The sequence below is a fragment of the Streptomyces sp. XY431 genome, assembly GCF_001279805.1.
GTDB lineage: Bacteria > Actinomycetota > Actinomycetes > Streptomycetales > Streptomycetaceae > Kitasatospora > Kitasatospora purpeofusca.
The window spans coordinates 15,024-34,814 of the sequence record NZ_LGDO01000435.1; the positions used below are offsets into that span (position 1 = coordinate 15,024).

12 protein-coding genes are annotated in these 19,791 nt (G+C 73.1%); 8 read left to right on the top strand and 4 right to left on the bottom strand.

Going from position 1 to position 19,791, the window contains the following annotated elements:
- Positions 1-7: 7 nt before the first annotated feature.
- From ADK60_RS28085 to ADK60_RS45115, 3 genes are all read left to right on the top strand, one after another.
- Positions 8-742, top strand: a complete 735-nt coding sequence (locus tag ADK60_RS28085; protein WP_053649663.1) for a leucine-rich repeat domain-containing protein — start codon at positions 8-10, stop codon at positions 740-742.
- A 226-nt stretch (positions 743-968) separates the two neighbouring features.
- Positions 969-2,270, top strand: coding sequence for a threonine--tRNA ligase (gene thrS / locus ADK60_RS28090; RefSeq protein WP_079008740.1), 1,302 nt, complete (start codon positions 969-971; stop codon positions 2,268-2,270).
- Between the two features lie 176 nt (positions 2,271-2,446).
- Positions 2,447-2,674: a hypothetical protein gene (locus ADK60_RS45115; RefSeq protein ID WP_053649665.1), complete on the top strand. Its 228-nt coding sequence runs from the start codon at positions 2,447-2,449 to the stop codon at positions 2,672-2,674.
- 122 nt (positions 2,675-2,796) lie between these two features.
- Here ADK60_RS45115 and ADK60_RS28100 read toward each other — a convergent pair whose 3' ends face one another.
- Positions 2,797-7,101 (bottom strand): LamG domain-containing protein, encoded by a 4,305-nt coding sequence (locus tag ADK60_RS28100; RefSeq protein WP_053649667.1) that lies wholly within the window; start codon positions 7,099-7,101, stop codon positions 2,797-2,799.
- A gap of 373 nt (positions 7,102-7,474) precedes the next feature.
- Here ADK60_RS28100 and ADK60_RS47850 point away from each other — a divergent pair, with 373 nt between their 5' ends.
- Positions 7,475-14,755 (top strand): RHS repeat-associated core domain-containing protein, encoded by a 7,281-nt coding sequence (locus ADK60_RS47850; protein WP_053649669.1) that lies wholly within the window; start codon positions 7,475-7,477, stop codon positions 14,753-14,755.
- 152 nt (positions 14,756-14,907) lie between these two features.
- Positions 14,908-15,267, top strand: coding sequence for a hypothetical protein (locus ADK60_RS45120; RefSeq protein WP_053649671.1), 360 nt, complete (start codon positions 14,908-14,910; stop codon positions 15,265-15,267).
- A 35-nt stretch (positions 15,268-15,302) separates the two neighbouring features.
- Here the strand turns inward: ADK60_RS45120 and ADK60_RS28115 are convergent, their stop codons facing one another.
- Entirely contained in the window at positions 15,303-15,713 is a 411-nt protein-coding gene (locus ADK60_RS28115; RefSeq protein ID WP_053649673.1) for a VOC family protein, read from the bottom strand.
- A 91-nt stretch (positions 15,714-15,804) separates the two neighbouring features.
- Between ADK60_RS28115 and ADK60_RS28120 the strand changes: the two genes are divergently transcribed.
- On the top strand, positions 15,805-16,302 hold the full coding sequence (locus ADK60_RS28120) for a MarR family winged helix-turn-helix transcriptional regulator (protein WP_079008741.1): 498 nt from the start codon (positions 15,805-15,807) through the stop codon (positions 16,300-16,302).
- Positions 16,303-16,358: 56 nt separating this feature from the next.
- On the opposite strand, the gene ADK60_RS28125 is transcribed toward ADK60_RS28120, so the two are convergent.
- Complete coding sequence (locus ADK60_RS28125) at positions 16,359-16,955, bottom strand: C40 family peptidase (protein WP_053649676.1); 597 nt, start codon at positions 16,953-16,955, stop codon at positions 16,359-16,361.
- 193 nt (positions 16,956-17,148) lie between these two features.
- Between ADK60_RS28125 and ADK60_RS28130 the strand changes: the two genes are divergently transcribed.
- The gene (locus tag ADK60_RS28130; protein WP_053649678.1) at positions 17,149-17,568 is read left to right on the top strand and encodes a RidA family protein; all 420 of its coding nucleotides are present in this window, start codon (positions 17,149-17,151) and stop codon (positions 17,566-17,568) included.
- 311 nt (positions 17,569-17,879) lie between these two features.
- A complete protein-coding gene (locus ADK60_RS28135) occupies positions 17,880-18,584 on the top strand; it encodes a ScbR family autoregulator-binding transcription factor (RefSeq protein WP_053649708.1) in 705 nt (234 codons plus the stop codon).
- Between the two features lie 136 nt (positions 18,585-18,720).
- Here ADK60_RS28135 and ADK60_RS28140 read toward each other — a convergent pair whose 3' ends face one another.
- Positions 18,721-19,791, bottom strand: a complete 1,071-nt coding sequence (locus ADK60_RS28140; protein ID WP_053649680.1) for a TIGR03617 family F420-dependent LLM class oxidoreductase — start codon at positions 19,789-19,791, stop codon at positions 18,721-18,723.

Sequence of the window (19,791 nt, forward strand, 5' to 3'; positions counted from 1 at the left end):
TGGCCGGGTGACCGACATCATCCTCAACCTCTGGCGGCAACACCTCGGCACCGTGCCCGAGGAGGTGTGGGACCGCACCGATCTGACGGTCCTCATCCTCGCGGACACCGGCATCGCCGAAGTCCCGCCCCTGATCGGCCGGCTGCACCGGGTGCGGACCCTCGACCTCGGGCACAACCGGATCTCCGCCGTCCCGGAGGAGCTCGGCGACCTCGCCGGCCTCACCGACTTCCTCTACCTGCACGACAACGCGCTCACCCGGCTCCCGGCGGCCCTCGGCCGCCTCACGGCGCTCCGCTACCTCAACGTCGGCGAGAACCGGATCGCCGAACTCCCGGCCGGGATCGGCGCGATGACCGGCCTGGTCGAGCTGCGCGCCCAGCACAACCTGCTCACCGCGCTGCCGGACTCGCTCGGCGGCCTGCGCGCACTGCGCGAACTCTGGCTGCGCGGCAACGCGTTGACCGGTCTGCCGGACTCCTTCGCCGGGCTCGCCGAACTGCGTGAACTCGAACTCCGCGAGAACGCGCTCACCGAGGTGCCCCCGGCCCTGGCCGGCCTGCCCCGGCTGCGCCGACTGGACCTGCGCGGCAACCGGATCACCGCGCTGCCGGAGTGGCTGGCGGACGGGGCGGCGGGGCTGCCCGCGCTGGAGAAGCTGGACCTGCGCTGGAACCCGGTCGAACCGGCGCCGGCGCTGCTCGCCGCCCTGGCGGCACGCGGTTGCGAGGTCCTGCGCTGAGACCCGGGCGGTCGAGCGGCCCGCCCCGGTCGGACGGAAACCGTTCGCCCACCGTGGCGTTCGGCTGCTAGCGTGGACGGTATGAAGCGCGCTGCAGCCGTCCTCACGACGACGCCGGAGAGAGTCCCGGCGCGCTGACTGCTGATTTGGTCCGAAGCCCCGGGGCGAGTGCCCCGGGGCTTCGCCGTACCGGTCCACTCGCCCGCACCGCAGAGTGGAGACCCCCATGAACAGCCACCCGATCGCCCCCGACACCGCCTCCGACGCCGCTTCCGCCCCCGGCCGCAGTGCTGCCGGACCGGAGGGCGACCACCGCCGGCTGGGCCGTGCGCTCGGACTATTCGACACCGATCCGCTGATCGGCTCCGGCCTCCCGTACTGGCTGCCCGACGGCGCCGCGATCCGGCACACCCTGGAGGAATTCGTCCGCGACCGCGAGCGGCGCGCCGGATACCGCCATGTGTACTCGCCCGTTCTCGGCAAACGCGAGCTGTACGAGATCTCCGGCCACTGGCAGCACTACCGGGACGACATGTTCCCGCCGATGGACCTCGGCTCCGAGCAGGTCGTGCTGCGCCCCAGCCTCTGCCCGCACCACGCCCTGATCTACCGCTCACGGCCCCGCAGCCACCGCGAACTGCCGCTGCGGATCGCCGAACTCGGCGGCATGTACCGCTCCGAACTCTCCGGCGTGCTCGGCGGGCTGACCAGGGTGCGGGCGATCCAGCTGAACGACGCGCACGTCTTCTGCACCCCCGACCAGGCCGCGGACGAGGCGGTGGCCGCGCTGGAGCTGATCGGCGAGGCCCACCGTGCGCTCGGCATCCGGCCGGTGCGCTACCGGCTCTCGCTGCCGGGCGAGGGCGGCAAGTACGTGGCGGACCCGGCGCTCTGGGAACGGGCCACCGCGCTGCTGACCGAGGTGCTGTCGCGCTCCGGCGTGCCGTTCGAGGCGGTGGCGGGCGAGGCCGCGTTCTACGGGCCGAAGATCGATGTCCAGATCGCCGACGCGGCCGGGCGCGAGTCCACCCTCTCCACCGTGCAGATCGACTTCCACCAGCCGGAGCGGTTCGGCCTCCAGTACATCGGACCGGACGGGGCGAAGCACCGCCCGGTGATGGTGCACCGCAGCGTCATCGGCAGCGTGGAGCGGGTGGTCGCCCATCTGATCGAGCTGTACGGCGGGGCCTTCCCGGCCTGGCTGGCACCGACCCAGCTGGTGCTGCTGCCGCTGACCGAGGGCGAGCGGGCACGGGCCGAGCGGCTGCGCGAGCGCTGTCTCGACCTCGGGCTGCGGGCCGAGGTCGCCGGGCCCGAGCGCGGCAGCCTGGGCGCGCGGATCCGGGAGGCCCGGCTGGTCCCTTACCAGGCGGTCCTCGGGCCGCGCGAGGCGGCGGACGACCTGCTCGCCCTGCGCCTGCGGGACGGCCGGCGGCCGGAGCGACTGCCGGCGGGGGAGGCGCTGGCCCGGATCCGCGCGCTCGTCGGCGCGTGCGCCCAGGAGCTGTGGGACGAGCCGTCCGGATGACGCCGGACGGCGCCGGACGGTCGCGGTCGGATCGCGTCGGGCGCAGTCGTACACATACGACTAGCGGCGCGCGCGGTGTGTCGGCCGGGCCGCCCGGCGCACCCGCCGTTCGAATGGGGGCGGCGGCCATCGTCCCCGGCCGCCGTCCATCGTTCGCGCTCCTCCGGAGGTACCCCATGCGCCTCGCCCGCCGAATCGTCGTCGCCGCCCTGACGGCCGGGCTGGCCCTCGGCGGGGTGGCGGTCGCCGCTCCCGCCACCGGCGTCACGCTGCGTCCGCTGCCGGTCCCGGACTCCCGGTACTGCACGGCCGCGGTCGGCCACACCCCGGTCGCCGCCCGCCAGGTCGTCCCGCTGCACGGCCGGACCTGCTCGGCGCTCTACCACCTGGACGCCCCGCGGTAGGGCGCGCCTCTCGGATCACGGCGGTTCCGCCGGCCCGCGCCCCCGGCCGGCGGCACCCGCGAACGACTGCGGCCCGGCCGCCCCGGTGCGGGGCGGACGGGCCGCGGTGGCCGGGGCGGGGGTCAGCTCAGCCGGGTCGGGACGGGCCGCTTGCCGTCGAGGGAGGCGACGCCGATGGCGGTGAGCGCCTCGGGGTAGAGCTGGACGTCGGCGATCCGGCCGGCGGCGTACTCCCCGTAGGCGCCCTTGTAGAGGCGGCGGCCGAGCTGCAGCGGGCCGGTCGCGTTCCAGACGGTGCCCGCGTAGTCGGCGGTCGCCGCGGCCTCGCCGTTGACGTAGAGGCGCAGGTCCGCGGAGTCCGCGTCGTAGACGCCCACCAGGTGGTACCAGGTGTCGGTCTTCGGTGCCAGCGCGCCGGTGGTGGGTCCGTAGGCGCTGGTGAAGGCGCCGGCGGTGTCGTCCGTGTGGGCGTGTCCGAAGGCGAACGCGTGGGCCCCGCTGGAGTAGTACAACTGGAGGGCGTTGGCGTTGGTGCCGGACTGCGACACGAAGGTGGAGTTGTCGGTGAGGCTGGTGAGCTTCACCCAGGCCGACACCGTGTAGCTGCGGCCGGTGTCCACCGCCGGGCCGGTGGTCACGGCGTACCCGGTGGAGCCGTTGAGGGTCAGGACCCCGCCGCGCGCCGGGTCGGTGCCGAGGGCCGCGCCGCCGGTGAGGGTGAGGCCACCGCTCGGGCGGATGCTGTCCGCGGTGGTGTCGAGCTTCCACCAGGCGGAGGGCTGACGGACGTTGCCGATGCCGACCGGGGCCCCGAAGGCGGCGAGGCCGCCGGTCGGCGCGGCGCCCGGGTACTCGGTCAGTCGGCCGGAGCGGGAGCCGGCGTAGAGCGCGGGGAACCCGGTGCCCTGCACGTCGCCCGGGGAGGCGACGGTCGGGTGGTCCCGCTCGCCGACGCCGAGCGGCAGCACCTTCTGCGCGGTGGGCAGCGCGTTGCCGGTGGTGGCGGCCCACTTCTGGTCGGCGATGTTCAGGCAGTCCCAGATGATCGTCTGGGTGCGCGGGTTGCGGTTGCCCGCCGGGTCGGCCAGGCAGCGGCCGGACTGCGTGTTCTTCAGGGTGCCCGGGTAGGGGCCCGGGGCCCACTGCTGGGCGCCGGAGTTGTTGCACTGGTAGAGCTGGACCGGCGTGCCGTTGCCGGTGTCGCCGCCCTTCACGTCCAGGCACTTGCCGAGGGCGTGGACGCTGCCGTCGGCGCCGAGCGTGAACTGCTGCGCGTCGGTGCCGTTGCAGGTGTACATCCAGGCCGCGGTGCCGTTGACGGTCTTGCCGCCGGCGATGTCCAGGCAGAGGTTCTTGCCGGCGGTGTCGAGGATGCCGGAGACCAGCGGGGCGTGGCCGGGTGCGGCGATCCGGGTGGTCGGCACGCCGCCGTCGAAGGTGAGCGGGAAGCTGCTGACCGCGCCGGTGGCGTCGTCACGGGCCCACAGGGTCGGCACGCCGCCCACCGAGCCGGGGGCGACCAGGGTGGTGCGGGACCAGTCGCCGGTGCCGATCCGCACACCGGCCGCGAGGTTGCAGCCGGCCTGGAACGTCCCGGGGAAGTACCAGAGTTCGCCCTTGTCGACGGTGATCAGGTCGGGGGCGTCGGCGAACTGGGCGAGCTTGCCGGGGGCGAGGATCTGGGTGACGTTGTTCCAGGTGCCGTCCGAGCCCTTGGCCGGGCAGGAGCCCGAGTTCCGGAGGGGCACCACGTTCTGGGTGAGCGTGAAGCGCCCTGTCGTACCGCCGGGCGTCACCGCGTCGTTCTGGTAGAGGTACAGCTCGTGGGTCGCCCTGGAGTAGGCGAACAGGTCGTCGACGTTGGTGCCGGTGGCGGTGCCGCGGTGGGCGATCAGGTAGTTGTCCCACCCGGTGCCGTCCGGGCTCTGGGCCTTGGTGGAGGCGCTGACCGGGGGACCGGCCGGGTCGGCGTTGCCGCGGACCAGGACGAGGTCGCCGTCGGTGGTCGGGGCGACCAGGTCGGGCACCGCGTCGCCGTCGAGGTCACCCGCGGTCACCTTGGCGGCGGGGTTCCAGGGGGCGAAGAAGCTGTACTGGCCGACGGTGCCCTGGGTGTTGCCGGCGTTGTCCACGGCCCGGACGAACAGCGTGTGCGCGCCCCACTGGGCGGCGCTCAGCACGATCGGGACCTCGGCGCCGGCGCTGCCGCCGGTGGTGGCCACGGCGTTGACCGAGGCGGCGCCGTTGGCCGGGATGTTGGTGTCCAGCGCGTACTCGAAGCGGTCGATGCCGCTGCTGACGCAGCTGCCCCGGGTGCAGCCGGTGGGCGTCGGGTCGTTGGCCGTCACCGCGATCCTGACGCCGGTGTCACCGGCGTGGCCGGTGGGCGCCTTGTCGCCGCCGAGCGGCGGGAAGACCGGCGAGTCGGTGAAGGAGGGGATGCTGGGCGCGCTCAGGTCGACCTTGAAGTAGCAGTTGGGGGACCAGCCGCTCGCCAGGGTGCCGTCCTCGGCCTTGACGTGCCAGCCGTACTGGTGGCCGTCGGCGACCTTGAAGCCGATGTTGACCCGGGTGGTGCCGCCGTCGCTGACCCAGCCGCTGACCGGGGCGCCCCGGTCGGTCGAGCCGCCGTCGGCGGCCGCGGTCTTGGTGTCCCAGATCTCGTACCGGGAGCGGAGGTTGACCCCGCTCATCTCGGTGTTGAGGTGTGCGTCGAGGGTGATGTCGGAGGCGTCCCCGGCCAGGCCGGACTGGCCGATCCAGCCGTCCGCCGCGCCGCCGCAGCCGTTGCTCGCGGGGGCGCGGGTGGCCGGGGTGGTGCCCAGGCCGTCCGGGACCTCGGGGGCGATGTCGAACACCGTGGTCAGGTAAGGGTTGTTGGCGAAGCGGACGAAGTCGTTGTTGCCGGTCGACTTGGACTCGTTGCCCCAGAGGCCGAAGGTCCAGCTGTCCTTGACGCCCGAGAGCTTCCGGATCTGCCCGGTGACGTCGAAGCTGAGCGCGTGATTGCCGCACTTCTGGCTGATGTTGGAGCTCTTGACCTTCTGGGTGCCGCCGATGTAGCCGTCACCGGTGACGGTGGGCTGGTGGGTCCAGGTGGTGGACCCGCTGATCCCGGTCACCGTCGCGAGCCGGATGTCGCTCTCGTTGTCGCAGTCGAACGAGGCCCCGTAGGTCGAGGTCAGGTGGACGACCGACTTGGAGATCACCATCTTCTTGTCGAGATTGGCGATGTTCAGCTCGAAGTAGGCGCGGTTGAGGCCGAAGCAGTCCTGCCAGCGCTGGTAGCCGACGCCCTCGCCGTTGTCCTGGGCGTCGTCGTAGGGGCTCTGGCCCGCACAGCCCTCCTTGACGGTGATGAAGTGGCTCTTCTTGCTGGTGACGGGGCTGGTGTACGGGTCGATGTACAGCGGCCAGACGGTGTCGGCGCCGCCCAGCAGCCCGGCGTCCGGCACCAGGGTCAGGGTGTCGGCCTGCTGGGTCACCGCGATCCGCTTGACCTGAGCGGAGCTGCCCGGCTGCTCAGGGGTGGAGGCCGTGGCGGGTTCGGTGCCGGTGGGTCCGGGGTCGGTGGGGAGGTTGCCCGCGGGGGCGTCGGCGCGCGACGCGGCCTGCGGCCCGGCGAGCGGCTTGGACGCCGGTGCGGCGGGCACGGCGGGCACGGCCGGCGCGGAGGCCGGGCCGGGCGTCGTGGCGGAGTCCCACATCAGCGGGGTCGGCGAGCGGAACACCGCGCTGCCGTCGGCGGCGGTGACCGCCACCCGGCCGTCCTGGTCGGCCGTCAGCGACAGGCCGCCGCTGACCCGGGTGGTCAACTTGAGCGCGGCGAGCGCCGGGTCGGCGGCCGCCGCGGCGTCGTGGACGATCAGCACCTCGTGGAAGCCGCCCTGGTCGGTGCTGGTGACCTTGAGGTCGACGCCCGGCAGGACGCCGTTGTACCGCGCGGTGCTGCCGGTCACCACCGGGGCGGGGAGCGGGAAGGGCAGGGTGTAGGAGAGCTTGCGTCCCTCGGTGTCGGTGAGGGTGGCCAGCGGTCCGCCGCCCCCGCCGGAGAGGGTCAGCCCGGAGGGGGTGGCCGCGGGGGAGAGGGTGCCGTCGCCGTTCCTGGTGAGGGCGGCGTCGACGTCCTTCCAGTGACCGTCCTTGCGCACCCGGGCGGGCTGCAGGTGGGTGGTGACGCTGAAGGTGCCGTCGGCGTTGGCGACGGTCTGCGCGGTCTCGGTGGTCAGACTGTCGACGGTGACCGGCGCGCCGGTCCGGGCGGCCTCGGCCCTGGCGGCCGCCAGCGGTGAGTCCGCCGGGGTGGTCGCGCCGGCCGGGCCCGCGGCGCCGGCGGCCGGGTCGTCCGCCAGCGCGGGACCGGCACTGCCGAGCAGCAGGCCGGTGACCGCGGCCGACAGCGCCAGACGGCGTGTCAGTGAGCGCACCGGATTTCTCCGGGCGCGGAGGTGCTCCCCCATGGATCGCCCTTTCAGGGACCGGAGGCGGGCTGCCCCGGGCGCCGCTGTGACTCTCCTCACACGGCGGTCGCCCCGTGGCCCCCCGCCACGTGTCGGATTTGCGGTCTTTGCTCGCCCTGGTGTCACTTGTGGAGGCTTCTTGGGGCCCGTGTGACGAAAGAGGTCGGAGTGACCGCTGGGGAAGGGTATTGCCTTGGCTTGACCATGGCAATACGGTTCCGAACGGCCGAATGAGCCGTCAGCTGGTGGTCCGTCAGGCACCGGCTGTTTTTTGTTCTCTGGGGGATTGAACATGCGCGCAGGAACGCGCGGAGTCAGCGGTGTCCGGAAACGGGCCTGGATGAAACGGGGGACCGTCGCGGTCGCGACGGCCGCGGTCCTCTCCTTGGTGACACCGCTCGCCGTGGCCGACTCCATCGTCGGCGGATATCAGTACACGGACAAGGTCTGGGAGGCGGACCCGCTCCCCGACCTGCCCAAGGTCCCCGGGGGCCCGGCCGACAGCCGGCCCGGGGGCGCGGTCTCCCCGGCGATCCCGCCGGGGGCCCGCGAGTTGGTCCCGCACGTGGTGAAACCCGTGCGATGGCCGGCCGCCGGGACCGCCACCGTCGACCTGGGGAAGGTCCCGGCAGCGCGCAGCCTGGCGGCGCCGGCCGGCGGGGCGAAGGCCGGCGACCTGCCGGTCTCGGTCTCGCCCGCCGCGCCCACCGCGCTCGGCGCCCGGGCCGAGGCGCTCGCGCCGGCGGTCGCCCCGGTCAGCCCGGTCTCCTCGGTCCGGGTGAAGCTCGCCGACCGGGGCCAGGCCAAGAAGGCCGGCGTGGACGGCCTGCTGGTCGGTCTGGACCGGGCCGACGCCCGGACGGAGACCGGCAACGTCGCGGTGTCCCTGGACTACGGCGCCATCGAGCAGGCGTACGGCGGCGGTTGGGCCTCCCGGCTGCAGCTGGTGGCGATGCCCGCGTGCGCGCTGACCACGCCGCAGCTCGCCGCCTGCCGCACCCGCACGCCCGTCGAGGCGGTCAACGACCCGGTCAACCGGAAACTGAGCGGCACGGTCGCGCTCGCCGCCACCGGCGCCGGGACCGGTGCCGCGAAGGCGGGCAGCGTCTTCGCCGCACCGTCCGCCGCGACCGCCGCCGCGCAGTCCTCCGCCGGCGTCGCGGTGGCCGCCGTGGCCGGCACCAGCGGGTCCCAGGGCGACTTCGGCGCGACCTCGCTGTCCGCCTCGGGCGCCTGGTCCGCCTCCGCCTCGGGTGCCTTCACCTACCACTACCCGGTGACGGTGCCGCCCTCCCTGGGGGGCGAGGCTCCGGCGGTCAGCCTGTCCTACGACTCGCAGTCGGTGGACGGCGAGACCTCGGCCCGCAATTCCCAGTCGTCCTGGATCGGTGACGGCTGGTCCTACAGCCCCGGCTTCATCGAGCGCTCCTACAAGAGCTGCAAGGACCAGGGCATCAAGGACTCCGGCGACTCCTGCTGGGCCGGCTGGAACGCCACCCTCTCGCTCGGCAGCCACAGCGGCCAGCTGGTGAAGGACTCCGACGGCCTCTACCACCTGCTGTCGGACGACGGCACCCGGATCGAGCGGCTGAGCGGCGCGACCAACGGCCTCTGGCAGGGCGAGTACTTCAAGGTCACCACGACCGACGGCACCGCCTACTACCTGGGCCTCAACCACGCGCCCGGCGGCACCGCGGACGACGCCACCGACAGCGCCTGGGGCATCCCGGTCTACCATCCCAAGTCGGGCGACCCGTGCCACAGTTCGGACCAGGGCGACGACTCCCGGTGCGACCGGCCGGTGGGCTACCGGTTCAACCTGGACTTCGTGGTCGACCCGCACGGCAACGTGCAGCGCTACGACTGGTCGACCGAGTCCAACTACTACAACATGGGCTTCGGCCAGGTCCCCGACGAGGACAAGGACGAGAAGGGCGGCACCCTCACCAAGTACGTCCGGGGCGGGCACCTCACCCGGATCTCGTACGGCTACCAGCTGGCGGACGCCCGGGCGGGCCGCGAGCCGGCCGCCGAGGTCGTCTTCCGCACGGCCCAGCGGTGCACCACCTCGGACACCGTCTGCAAGGAGGGCAACCTCTCCTCGGACACCGCCAAGGACTGGCCGGACACCCCGTACGACCTGAACTGCCCCTCCGACTGGAAGACCAAGATCGGGGACGAGGGCGACACCGAGGGCGTCTGCCTGATCAGCGGTCCGACCTTCTGGCAGACCCACCGGCTGAAGGGCGTCGACACCAGGGTCCGGACGTCCTCCGGCTGGCAGGACGTCGACACCTACGAGCTGAAGCAGGTCTTCTCGGACGCGGGCGGCACCTACGACCCGGTCACCGGCAAGACCCAGGACCCGAAGGCCACCGGCTCGCTGCAGTCGGTGATGTGGCTCTCGGAGATCGTGCACACCGGCAAGGACACCTCCGCCGGCGGCGACGGCCCGATCAGCCTCGACCCGGTCAAGTTCGTCGGCATCGAGATGGACAACCGGGTCGACGGCCTCACCCCGGCCGCCCCGCCGCTGTACCACCCGCGGATGTCCAGCGTGCAGACCGAGACCGGTGAGTCGGTCGCCGTCACCTACCGGGCACCGGAGTGCTCGCGCGAGAAGAAGACCATGCCGGCCTCGGCCGACGCCAACACCATGGCCTGCTACCCGGTGTTCTGGAACACCCCGGGCGGTGTCGAGCCGATCGAGGACTGGTTCCACAAGACCCTGGTCTCCCAGGTCACCTCCAGTGACCGGACCAAGGCCGGTTCGCCCGCCAAGGTCACCGGCTACACCTACTCGGACGGCGCCGCCTGGCACCGGGACGACTCCGAGCTGACCGACGACAAACACCGGACGTGGAACGACTTCCGCGGCTACCGGACCGTCACCACCACCACGGGCGCGGCCCCGGACCCGATCACCCAGAGCACCGTCTCCTACCTCCAGGGCATGGACGGCGACTACAAGGCCGACGGGTCCAAGCGCACCGTCAAGGTGAAGAACGTCCTGGACGAGGAGATCACCGACAGCGCCTGGATGGCCGGTACCCCGTACCAGACCCTGGGCCACAGCCAGGCCGGCGGCAGCGTCGTCACCCGTACGCTGACCTCCCCGCCGGGCACCACCGTCACGGCCAGCGCCTCCCGCAAGGCCTGGACCTCCGAGGACCCGGCGCCGGACAAGCTCTCCACGCTGCCCGACACGACCGCCCGCCGGATCACCTCCACCTCGTCCCGGACGATGGGGCTGCTGTCGGACGGCAAGTGGCGGACCACCAGGACCGGCACCGCATTCGACGGCTACGGCCGGATCTGGAAGGCCGACGAGGAGGGCGACCTCTCGGCACCCGAGCAGCGGACCTGCACCGTCACCACGTACGCCGACGCCCCGTCGGACAACCCGATGATGCTGGTCTATCCCAAGGAGACGATCAGCCTCGCGGGCCCGTGCAGCACGGCGCCCGGCAGCACCACCACGCTGTCGCACAAGCGGGTCTACTACGACGGCGACGGCTCGGTCGAGCGGCCCGGCACGCTCGGCGTGCTCGGCCAGAACGGCCGCACCCTCGGCAACGTCACCGCGACCGAGGCGGCCACCTCCTACGACGCCGCCGGCAAGCCGCAGTTCCAGGTGCTCGGCGCGATGACCTTCGACCGGTACGGCCGGGTCACCGCCAGCACGGACGCGGCGGGCCGGACCACCACCAGCAGCTACGACCCGCCGTCGGGCGTCCTGCCGACCAAGCTCGGCACCAGCAACCCGCTGAAGTGGGCGGCCAGCAGCACGGTCTCCCCGGGCCGCGGGTCGGTGACCCACGCGGTGGACGTGAACAACCTGGTCACCGACGCGACGTACGACGCGCTCGGCCGCCGCGAGAAGGTCTGGTCCCCCGGCCGCGACAAGGCCACCCAGACCCCCGACCGGACGTACGCCTACGACGTGCACGGCGCGGGCGACAACCCCACGCCGTCCTCGGTGACCACCAAGGGCCTGCGTGAGGACGGCTCCTACAGCACCTCCGTCACCATCTACGACGGCACCCTGCAGCCCCGGCAGACCCAGTCCACCCCGGCGGACAACTCGGCCGGCCGGCTGGTCACCTCCACCTACTACGACTCGCACGGCTGGACGGTCTCCAGCATCGGCACCTACGCCGATGCCGCCAACGCCCCGTCCGCCACCATGTGGGCGGAGGCCAACCGGACCGGCCCGTCGGTGACCCGCACCGCCTTCGACGGCCAGGGCCGTCCGGTGACCACCACGCTGGTGTCCTTCGCCAGCACGCTGTGGAAGTCCACCTCCACCTACCGGGGCGTCGACCGGGTCGACACCACGCCGGCCCAGGGCGGCAAGGCGAAGAGCACCTACACCGACGCGCTCGGCCGGACCACCGCCACCACCGTCCGCGACACCACGCCGGACCGCAAGCTCGACGGCGGCAGCCGGCTCTCCTCGGGCACCTCGGTGCTCTCCGCGGGCGTCCGGCTCGCCATGGAGGCCGACGGCAACCTCGTGCTGACCGCGCTGGTGGACAACCGCACCCTCTGGTCCGCCAACACCGGCGGGCACCCGGGCGCCTACGCGCTGATGCAGGCGGACGGCAACCTCGTGGTCCTGGACGCCACCGGGAAGACCATCCTGTGGTCCAGCGGGACGGCCGGACACGCGGGCGGCTACCTCAAGGTGCAGGCGGACGACAACGTCGCGGTCTACGACGCCGCCAACGTCCAGCTCTGGTCCACCGGAACGGCGAACACCACCCCGGCCGCCGACCTGACCACCCGCTACACCTACACGCCGCGCGGCCAGATCGCCACGGTCAAGGACACCGTGGGCAACACCTGGTCCTACACGTACGACCTCCAGGGCCGGACGACCGGCCAGAGCGACCCGTCCACCGGGGACTCCAGCACCGGGTACGACGACCTCGGCCAGGTGGTCCGCACCACCGACGCCCGCAAGCAGAGCCTCTCGTTCAGCTACGACGGGCTGGGCCGCCGGACCGCCGAGTACGCGGGCGACACTGCCGGCGACCCGACCAAGCTGCTGGCCGAGTGGACGTACGACAGCCTGGGCAAGGGCCGGCCGGTCGCGTCCGTCCGCTATGTCGGCGGCAAGGCCGGCAGTGCCTACGTGCAGAAGTTCGACGGCTACAACGCGGTCGGCCAGCCGACCGGGACCACCACGGTGATCCCGTCGAGCGAGGGCGCGCTGGCGGGCACCTACACCGCCAAGGCCTCGTACACCAGCACCGTCGGCCTGCTGGCCTCGTCCGAGTACGGCGCCGCCGGCGGGCTCCCGGCGGAGACCGTCGGCTACGGCTACAACCTGGAGGGCGGCCTGGTCAGCATGGGCTCGCCCAGCCGGCCGTACGTCGCCACGGTCCAGTACAGCCCGCTCGGCCAGGTGCTGCAGACCACCCTCGGCACGCCGGCCAAGCAGCTGCGCACCGCGCAGACCTACGACCAGGCGACGGGCCGTCCGGCCACCAACCGGGTCACCCTGCAGAGCAACACCGCCAACCCGATCTCCGACACCTCCTACCGCTACGACCAGGCGGGCAACGTCACCGCGGTCTCCGATGTCCGCTCCAGCGGCGGCACCGACCGGACCGTCGACACCCAGTGCTTCGGCTACGACGCCCAGCACCGGCTGGTCACCGCCTGGACCGACACCAAGGGGCTGACCGCCGCCACGGCGGGCCAGCTCGGTCAGTGCAACACCGCGCGCCCCACGCCGTCGACCGTCGGCGGCCCGGACCCGTACTGGCTGGACTGGCAGTTCAACCGGCTCGGTGACCGCACCCAGCAGGTGAGCCACGACGTCACCGGCAACGCGGCGAAGGACACCACGCAGACCCTGGCCTACCCCGGCGGCGGCAACACTCCGACCAGGAAGCCGACCGCGGTCACCAGCGTCACCACCCGCAACCCCACCGCCGGGACCAGTGTGCTGACCCCCGGCTACGACGCCTCCGGGAACGTGGAGACCCGGACCACCACCGGTGCCCGTCCGTCCACCCAGTCCTTCGGCTACGACGCCGAGGGCCGGACCGCGACGGTCACCACCGACGGCAAGCAGACCGGCTACCTGTACGACGCGGACGGCGGCCTGCTGCTCCAGCGCGGACCGGCCGGCACCACGCTCTACCTGTTCTCCGGCACCCAGCAGCTCACCCTGGACACCGCCACCAGGACCGTGACCGGCCTGCGGTACTACCGCGCGCCCGACGGCACCGTGACGGTCCGCTCCAGCAAGGGGACGATCAGCTACCAGCCCACCACCCCGCAGGGCACCGCCCAACTCCAGGTGGACGGCACCACCCTGGCCGTCACCCGGCGCGCCTTCGACCCGTACGGCAACCCGCGCGGCACCGCGCCGGGCGGCTGGGCGGACAACCGGGGCTACCTGGGCAGACCGACCGACACCACCTCGGGCCTCGACCTGCTCGGCGCCCGGCAGTACGACCCGGTGCAGGGCCGCTTCCTCCAGGTGGACCCGGTCTTCGAGGCCGGCGACCCCAACCAGATGGGCGGCTACGGCTACGGGGCCGGCAACCCCACCTCCGGCAGCGACCCCAACGGTCTCTGGTGGAGCTGGGGCGACGTCGGCAGCTTCTTCACCGGCGTCGGCGACTCCATCGTCGGTGACCCGTGGCAGTGGAGCGTCAACTGGCTCTCCGACGGCTGGAACTCGTTCGCCGACATCGCCAACGGCGACAACGACGTGTTCAACGACATGACGGGGTACTCCAACGACTCCCCGTTCCGGCTGGGCCACACCGGCTACGTCGACGACCACCCGCTCGCCAACGTGTTCGGCGTCGACACCAGCTCCACCTCGTACGTGGCCGGGCAGTGGACCGGCGTGGTCGGCTCACTGCTGATCGACGGTTACGGCGCCGTCAAGATGATCAGCGCCGGCGTCAAGGCGGTCAAGGCCGTCAAGGTCGCCGTCGAGTCCGGTGACGACGTGGTCAGCGCCGTCAAGAAGCTGCTCTCCGGCGACCTGCCGACCACTACCAAGGCCGATCCGGAGCCGACCACACCCAAGGGCGGGGACGCCCCGTCCACCCCGAAGTCCGGTACCGGCAAGGGCGGGACGGAGCCGGGCGGCAGCGGCAAGAGCGGTGCGAAGAGCGCCGACGAGCCCGCGGCCACCCCGGACGCCGGCAACGGGGGCACCAAGGACGGCAACGCCTACCGCAGCAAGCCCGACAAGAAGCCCAACGAGTACGCGGACGGCCCGGTCGTGAGCCTGGGTCGGCTCAAGCAGTACCTGTCCCGGGCCGGCTACCGCGCCGAGTGGGACAAGTACGACGTCGTCCACAAGGAACGGATCATCGACGGCAACACCGGCGAGCTCAACTACGGCAACAGCCCGCACACGTACCGGACGAGCTATCCGTACCCGGCGAAGCCCAAGACCGGCCGCAACGGACTGCCGATCATCGAGATGTCCAACAAGGGCCTTCGGAACATGCGGGAGGCCGTGATCACGTTCTTCCACGAGACCCACCACCAGAACCGGATGCGCAACTACGGTGACACGGGGACCGAGAAGGACGCCGAAGACTTCGGCATCATGATGTGGCGGAGGATATCGGGACAGGACTGACCCATGACCGAGCCGTTCCCACGGCTCACCGGTAGGGCCGGCCGCGGCGGGGAAGCCCCGCCGCGGCCGACCCGTGCCGCCCGCACGACCTGTGTCACTCGCACGACCCGCACGACCCGCACGACCCGCACTACCGAGAGGACCACCGTCCGATGGCCCGGCCGTACGACGAGAACCACCGCGAGGCACTCCGCGACCAGCTCGACCTGCCGGTGGCCGAGCGCATCTGCCCGGTCTGCGACCACGCGGGCCTGCGCTCCTACCACCACGAGGAGTTCGGCCGGAGCGGCCCGTCGATGATCAACTACCTCTGGTGCCCCGCCTGCCACGCCTACTCCTCCTCCTTCACCGCCGCCGACCGCCGCACGGTCGACCGCGACCCCCTCGCCGACGCCCACGGCGACCGGATCGCCGAGGTGATGCGGGACCCGGAGGGCCTGCTGCGCATCCTCGACGGCTACTGGACCGCCGGCAGCCTGCCGCAGCAGATGCTGCGCCGCCCGCGCGGCTGAGCCCCCGCCCGGTCCGGACCGGTGGCCGGGGCGGGTCAGTACGACTGAAGCTCGATCAGCCGGCCCTCCGGGTCGCGCAGATGGGCGGTGCGCAGTCCCGGCCCCCACTCGGGGCGGTCGGTGGGGCCGACGACGGGGTCGGCGCCGTGCCGCAGACAGAGGTCGAACGCCGGCCCGACGTCCTCGACCCGGAACACCAGCATGGTGCCGTCCTGGGCGGTGGCGGCCGGTTCGGCGGGCAGTGCGGCGGTGCCGACGGCGGCGGCCAGCAGGCTCCGGTCGAACAGCGACAGCACGGCCTGACCGTCGAGGTCCCAGGTGGCGTAGGGGCCGTCGGGCGTCCCCTTGACCAGGGCGGCGCCCGTCAGCGGGGTCAGTACGGCCCGGTAGAAGCCGTAGCAGGCGGGGAAGTCGGCGACGAGCAGGCGGTGGTACAGGGCGTCCATGGTCAGGGTTCCTCGCCTCGGGTGCGGGGTCGTTACGGCTACGAAATCGTGGGTCTGTTCCCACTATAGGGCCGCACCCTAGACTTCTCCCATGGCCTCAGAGGAACCCGGCTCCACCGCTCCCGCCGCCGACGGTCCGTCACCCGCCCGGGCGACCCCGCCGACACTGCTGGACCTCAGCACCTATCTGCTGTCCCGGACCGGGAAGGCGGCCCGCTCGCGGCTCGCCGAACGCCTCGCCCGGCGCGGGCTGCGGCTGTGGGACATGGCGGTGCTCGCCGCGCTGGCCGACTTCGGGCCCCACGCGCAGCGGGACCTCGTGCGGCGGCTGGGGGTCGACGCGAGTGACATGGCCAAGGTCGCCGACCAACTGGCCCTCGCCGGGTACGTCGAACGGACCCGGGACGCCGCGGACCGCCGTCGGCTCTCGGTCACCGTCACCGAGGCCGGCCGGGCGCTGCTCGCCGAGCTGCGCGCCGAGGCACTGGCCGTGCAGGACGAGGTGCTGGCCCCGCTGAGCGGGGCGGAACGGCGCGTCCTGCACGAGTTGCTCGCCCGGATCCACGCGGAGCTGCCGGGCACCCCGTGACCCGCTCGGCCTCGGTCGGCGGGTCGGGCGGTCGGCAGGTCGGGCGGGTCGGCGGGTCAGCGGTCGAGCGGCAGGGGGCGGCGGGCGCCGGCGAACTCGCCGGCCCAGCGCGGCAGGTCGAGGACGTTCTCGACCCGGGCCACCAGGGTGCCGGTGCGTTCCGCGTGGATCATCGCGCCGTCACCGGCCCAGAGGCCCACATGGTGCAGCGGCGCGTCCGGGCGGGAGAAGAACAGCAGGTCGCCGGGGAGCAGTCCGGACCGGTCGACCGGGGCGGAGCGGTGGAACTGGGCGACCGTGTAGTGGCCGAGCTCCACCGCTCCGCCGCTGGCCCGGTACCAGCAGTGCAGCGACAGGCCGCTGCAGTCGAAGCCGATCGTGCTCTCGCCCAGGCACTGCCCGTTCAGGTAGCCGTTCTCCTCGTCGCAGAAGCCGAGGCTCGGCCCCAGCCGGTCGCCGCCGCCCCAGGCGTACGGCACGCCGATCTGCGCGGTCGCCACGGCGGCGACCCGGAGGCCGAGCGGGAGCCCCGGGTCCTCCTCGCGGGGGCGGGCGGCGGCGGAGGCGGCCCCCAGCGGGGCCAGACCGGCCCCCAGGGCGACCCCCAGCAGCCGGCGGCGGCCCCAGCCCCCGGTGGTGTGCGGAAACGGCACGGCAGCCCCCTCGGTCGTCGGCGAACCACCAGGATCCCGGTTCGGGCTCCCGTGCCGCCATCACCCGCAGAGGTGAATTCCCGACCGGCGGGGCCCGGGGCGGGCGGGGTGTCGCGGTAAATCGATTGACGGTCCCGTCCCCGGCTTCGAACGATGGTTCCGACAACACCGAACGACCGTCCGGGAGGCACCCATGAGCAGCGCCGTCAGGCTGATCCGCAACCACCGGCTCACCCAGGCCGTCGACTACGCCTACGCGGCGGCCGTCGACGTGCCGGTCCGCTCGCTCTGGCTGGCCGGAGCCTGCCCGCTGGACACCGAGGGGCGCACGGTGGCCGTGGGCGACTACGCGGGGCAGGCCCACCAGGTGATGCGGAATCTGGTCACCGTGCTGGAGGGCGAGGGTGCCGCGCTCACGGACCTGGTGCGCACCACGGTGTACGTGGCCTCCTCCCGGCAGAGCGACCTGGTGGCCGTCTGGAACGTCTATCGCGAGTACCTCGGCGCGCACGATGTGCCGAGCACCCTGCTGGGGGTCTCCGTGCTCGGGTACCACGACCAGTTGGTGGAGGTCGAGGCGGTCGCGGTGCTCGACCGGGCGGAGGCGGGGTGAGCGGAGCGGGGCCGGGACGAGTGGGGCCGGGACGGGTGGGGTCGGGCCTCTCCGGCCGGTCGCCGCCCGGGAGTTCACCCGGAGCACACTCGGAGCAGGTCCGGGAGGCGCGCCCGGGAGTACGCCCCCGCACCGGGTGAGGGCGAGCCGGCCCCGGGGTGCGCGTTCGGAGCGGACCGCACGGTCGGTATTCTCTGACAGCCCGTGTGCGGGCGCCCTCGCCGGTACGGCCGTCGGGGCGGTCCCGCGCCCCGGGTAAGATACGGGCTGTTTGGTTTTGTTTCGGTGCGGGTGTGGTGGGGGTGGTCGGGGTGGCGCGACAGGAACGGGCGCTGCGGACGCGGCGGCTGATTCTGGAGGCCGCGGCCTCGGTGTTCGACGAGTTCGGTTACGAGCGGGCGACCATCGGGGAGGTCGTGGCCCGGGCCGGGGTGACGCGCGGCGCCGTCTACTTCCACTTCGCCTCGAAGCGGGAGCTCGCGCAAGGGGTGATCGAGGGGCAGTTCGAGGCCGAGGCGGTGCCGGAGCGCTCCTGCAAGCTCCAGGAGTTCGTGGACACCGGGATGGTGGTCACGCATCTGGTGCCCATCGATCCGCTGGTCAGCGCGGCCGTCCGGCTCTCGGTGGACCAGGGCGCGGACAAGCAGATGGGCATCGACGCCGCGCCCGGCTGGATCTCCAGGCTGGAGCGGCTGCTGGTCGACGCGGGCGAGCGCGGCGAACTGCTGCCGCACGTGGTGCCGGCCGACACGGCCGGGCTGATGACGGCCTCCTGGGTCGGCGTGCAGCTCCAGTCGCAGCGCTTCACCGGCCGCGCCGACCTGGCCGTCCGGGTCTCGACGCTGTACCGGCACCTGATGCCGAGCGTGGCCGTCCCCGGTGTGCTGGCCTGTCTGGACCTGGCCCCGGACCGGGGTGCGCGGGTCTACGCCGAGATGACGGCGGCACGGGAGGCTGCGGCGCGCGAGGCGGCGGACGACGCCGGCCCGGAAGGCGCCGAGGCCGACGCGGGTTGAGGTCGACGCGGGCTGAGGCACTGTCACGACCCTTCACCCGTAGGGCGGGTGGCGCGGTCGAACCATACGGCGCATCCGGTTTTCCGGCCGGACCGCCCTTCCGGGTCGACTGCGGAGGGTAGCCGCCCAGGCCCCGTCAGTGCGGCGCCGGGCGGCCGTCCAGGGCGCGCAGCGCGTCCAGGACGTCCAGGCCGAGGTCCGGGTCGGCGTCCTCGGGCAGGCTGACCGAGACCCTGGTCGCCAGGCCCGCGTAGCGGCGGTGGATCTCCCGGGCGGCCTCCTCGACGCTGCCCGCGACGGCGAAGGTGTCGAAGACCCGGTCGTCGATCAGCGCCGCCATCTCCGGCCACCGCCCGCGCAGCGACAGCCGGTGCAGTTCCTCGTGCAGGTCCTCCCACCCGTGCTGGGCCAGCACCGGGCGGTAGGCGGGCGTGGAGGCGTAGAAGGCGAGCCGCTCCCGGACGGACGCACGGTGGGTCCGCAGTTCTTCCTCGGTGCGTCCGGTCGCGGTGAGCACGCTCCCGACGATCTCGAACGGCCGCCCGGTCCAGGCTGCGCCCGCCGCCTCGGCCGCGCCGCGCTCCTCGGCCAGCGCCGGCAGCACCTGCCGGGCCAGGTAGTCGACCGAGGTGAACGGGTGGCTGAGGAAGCCGTCGGCGACCGCCCCGGCGGTGCGCACCATCAGCGGGCCGACCCCTGCCAGCAGGATCCGCGGCACCCCGGCCGGGACCGGGTCGGGGGCGAAGACCGGGGTCATCACCGTGTGGGTGTAGAAGTCGCCCCGGAAGCGCAGGCGGTCGCCGGTCTGCCAGCTGTGCCAGATCGCCCGCACCGCGTGCACGTACTCGCGCATCCGGGCGGCGGGCCGGTCCCAGGGCATCCCGAAGCGCTTCTCGATGTGCGGCTTGACCTGTGAGCCGAGTCCGATCACGGCCCGGCCGCCGGAGGCCGCGTGCAGCCCCCAGGCCTGGTAGGCGAGCGTCATCGGGGTGCGGGGGAGGGCGACCGCCACGCCGGTGGCCAGTTCGATGGAGCTGGTGCGGTCGGCGGCGCGGGCCAGTTGCAGGAAGGGGTCGTAGGCGGTCTCGGAGACCACCAGCCGGTCCGCGCCCCGTCGTTCGGCCCGCTCGGCGGCGTCGAGGATGCCGGCCGGGTGCGCGGGGGCGAGGGCGTCGAGGAGGAGGGCGGGGGCCTGCGGACGGTCCAT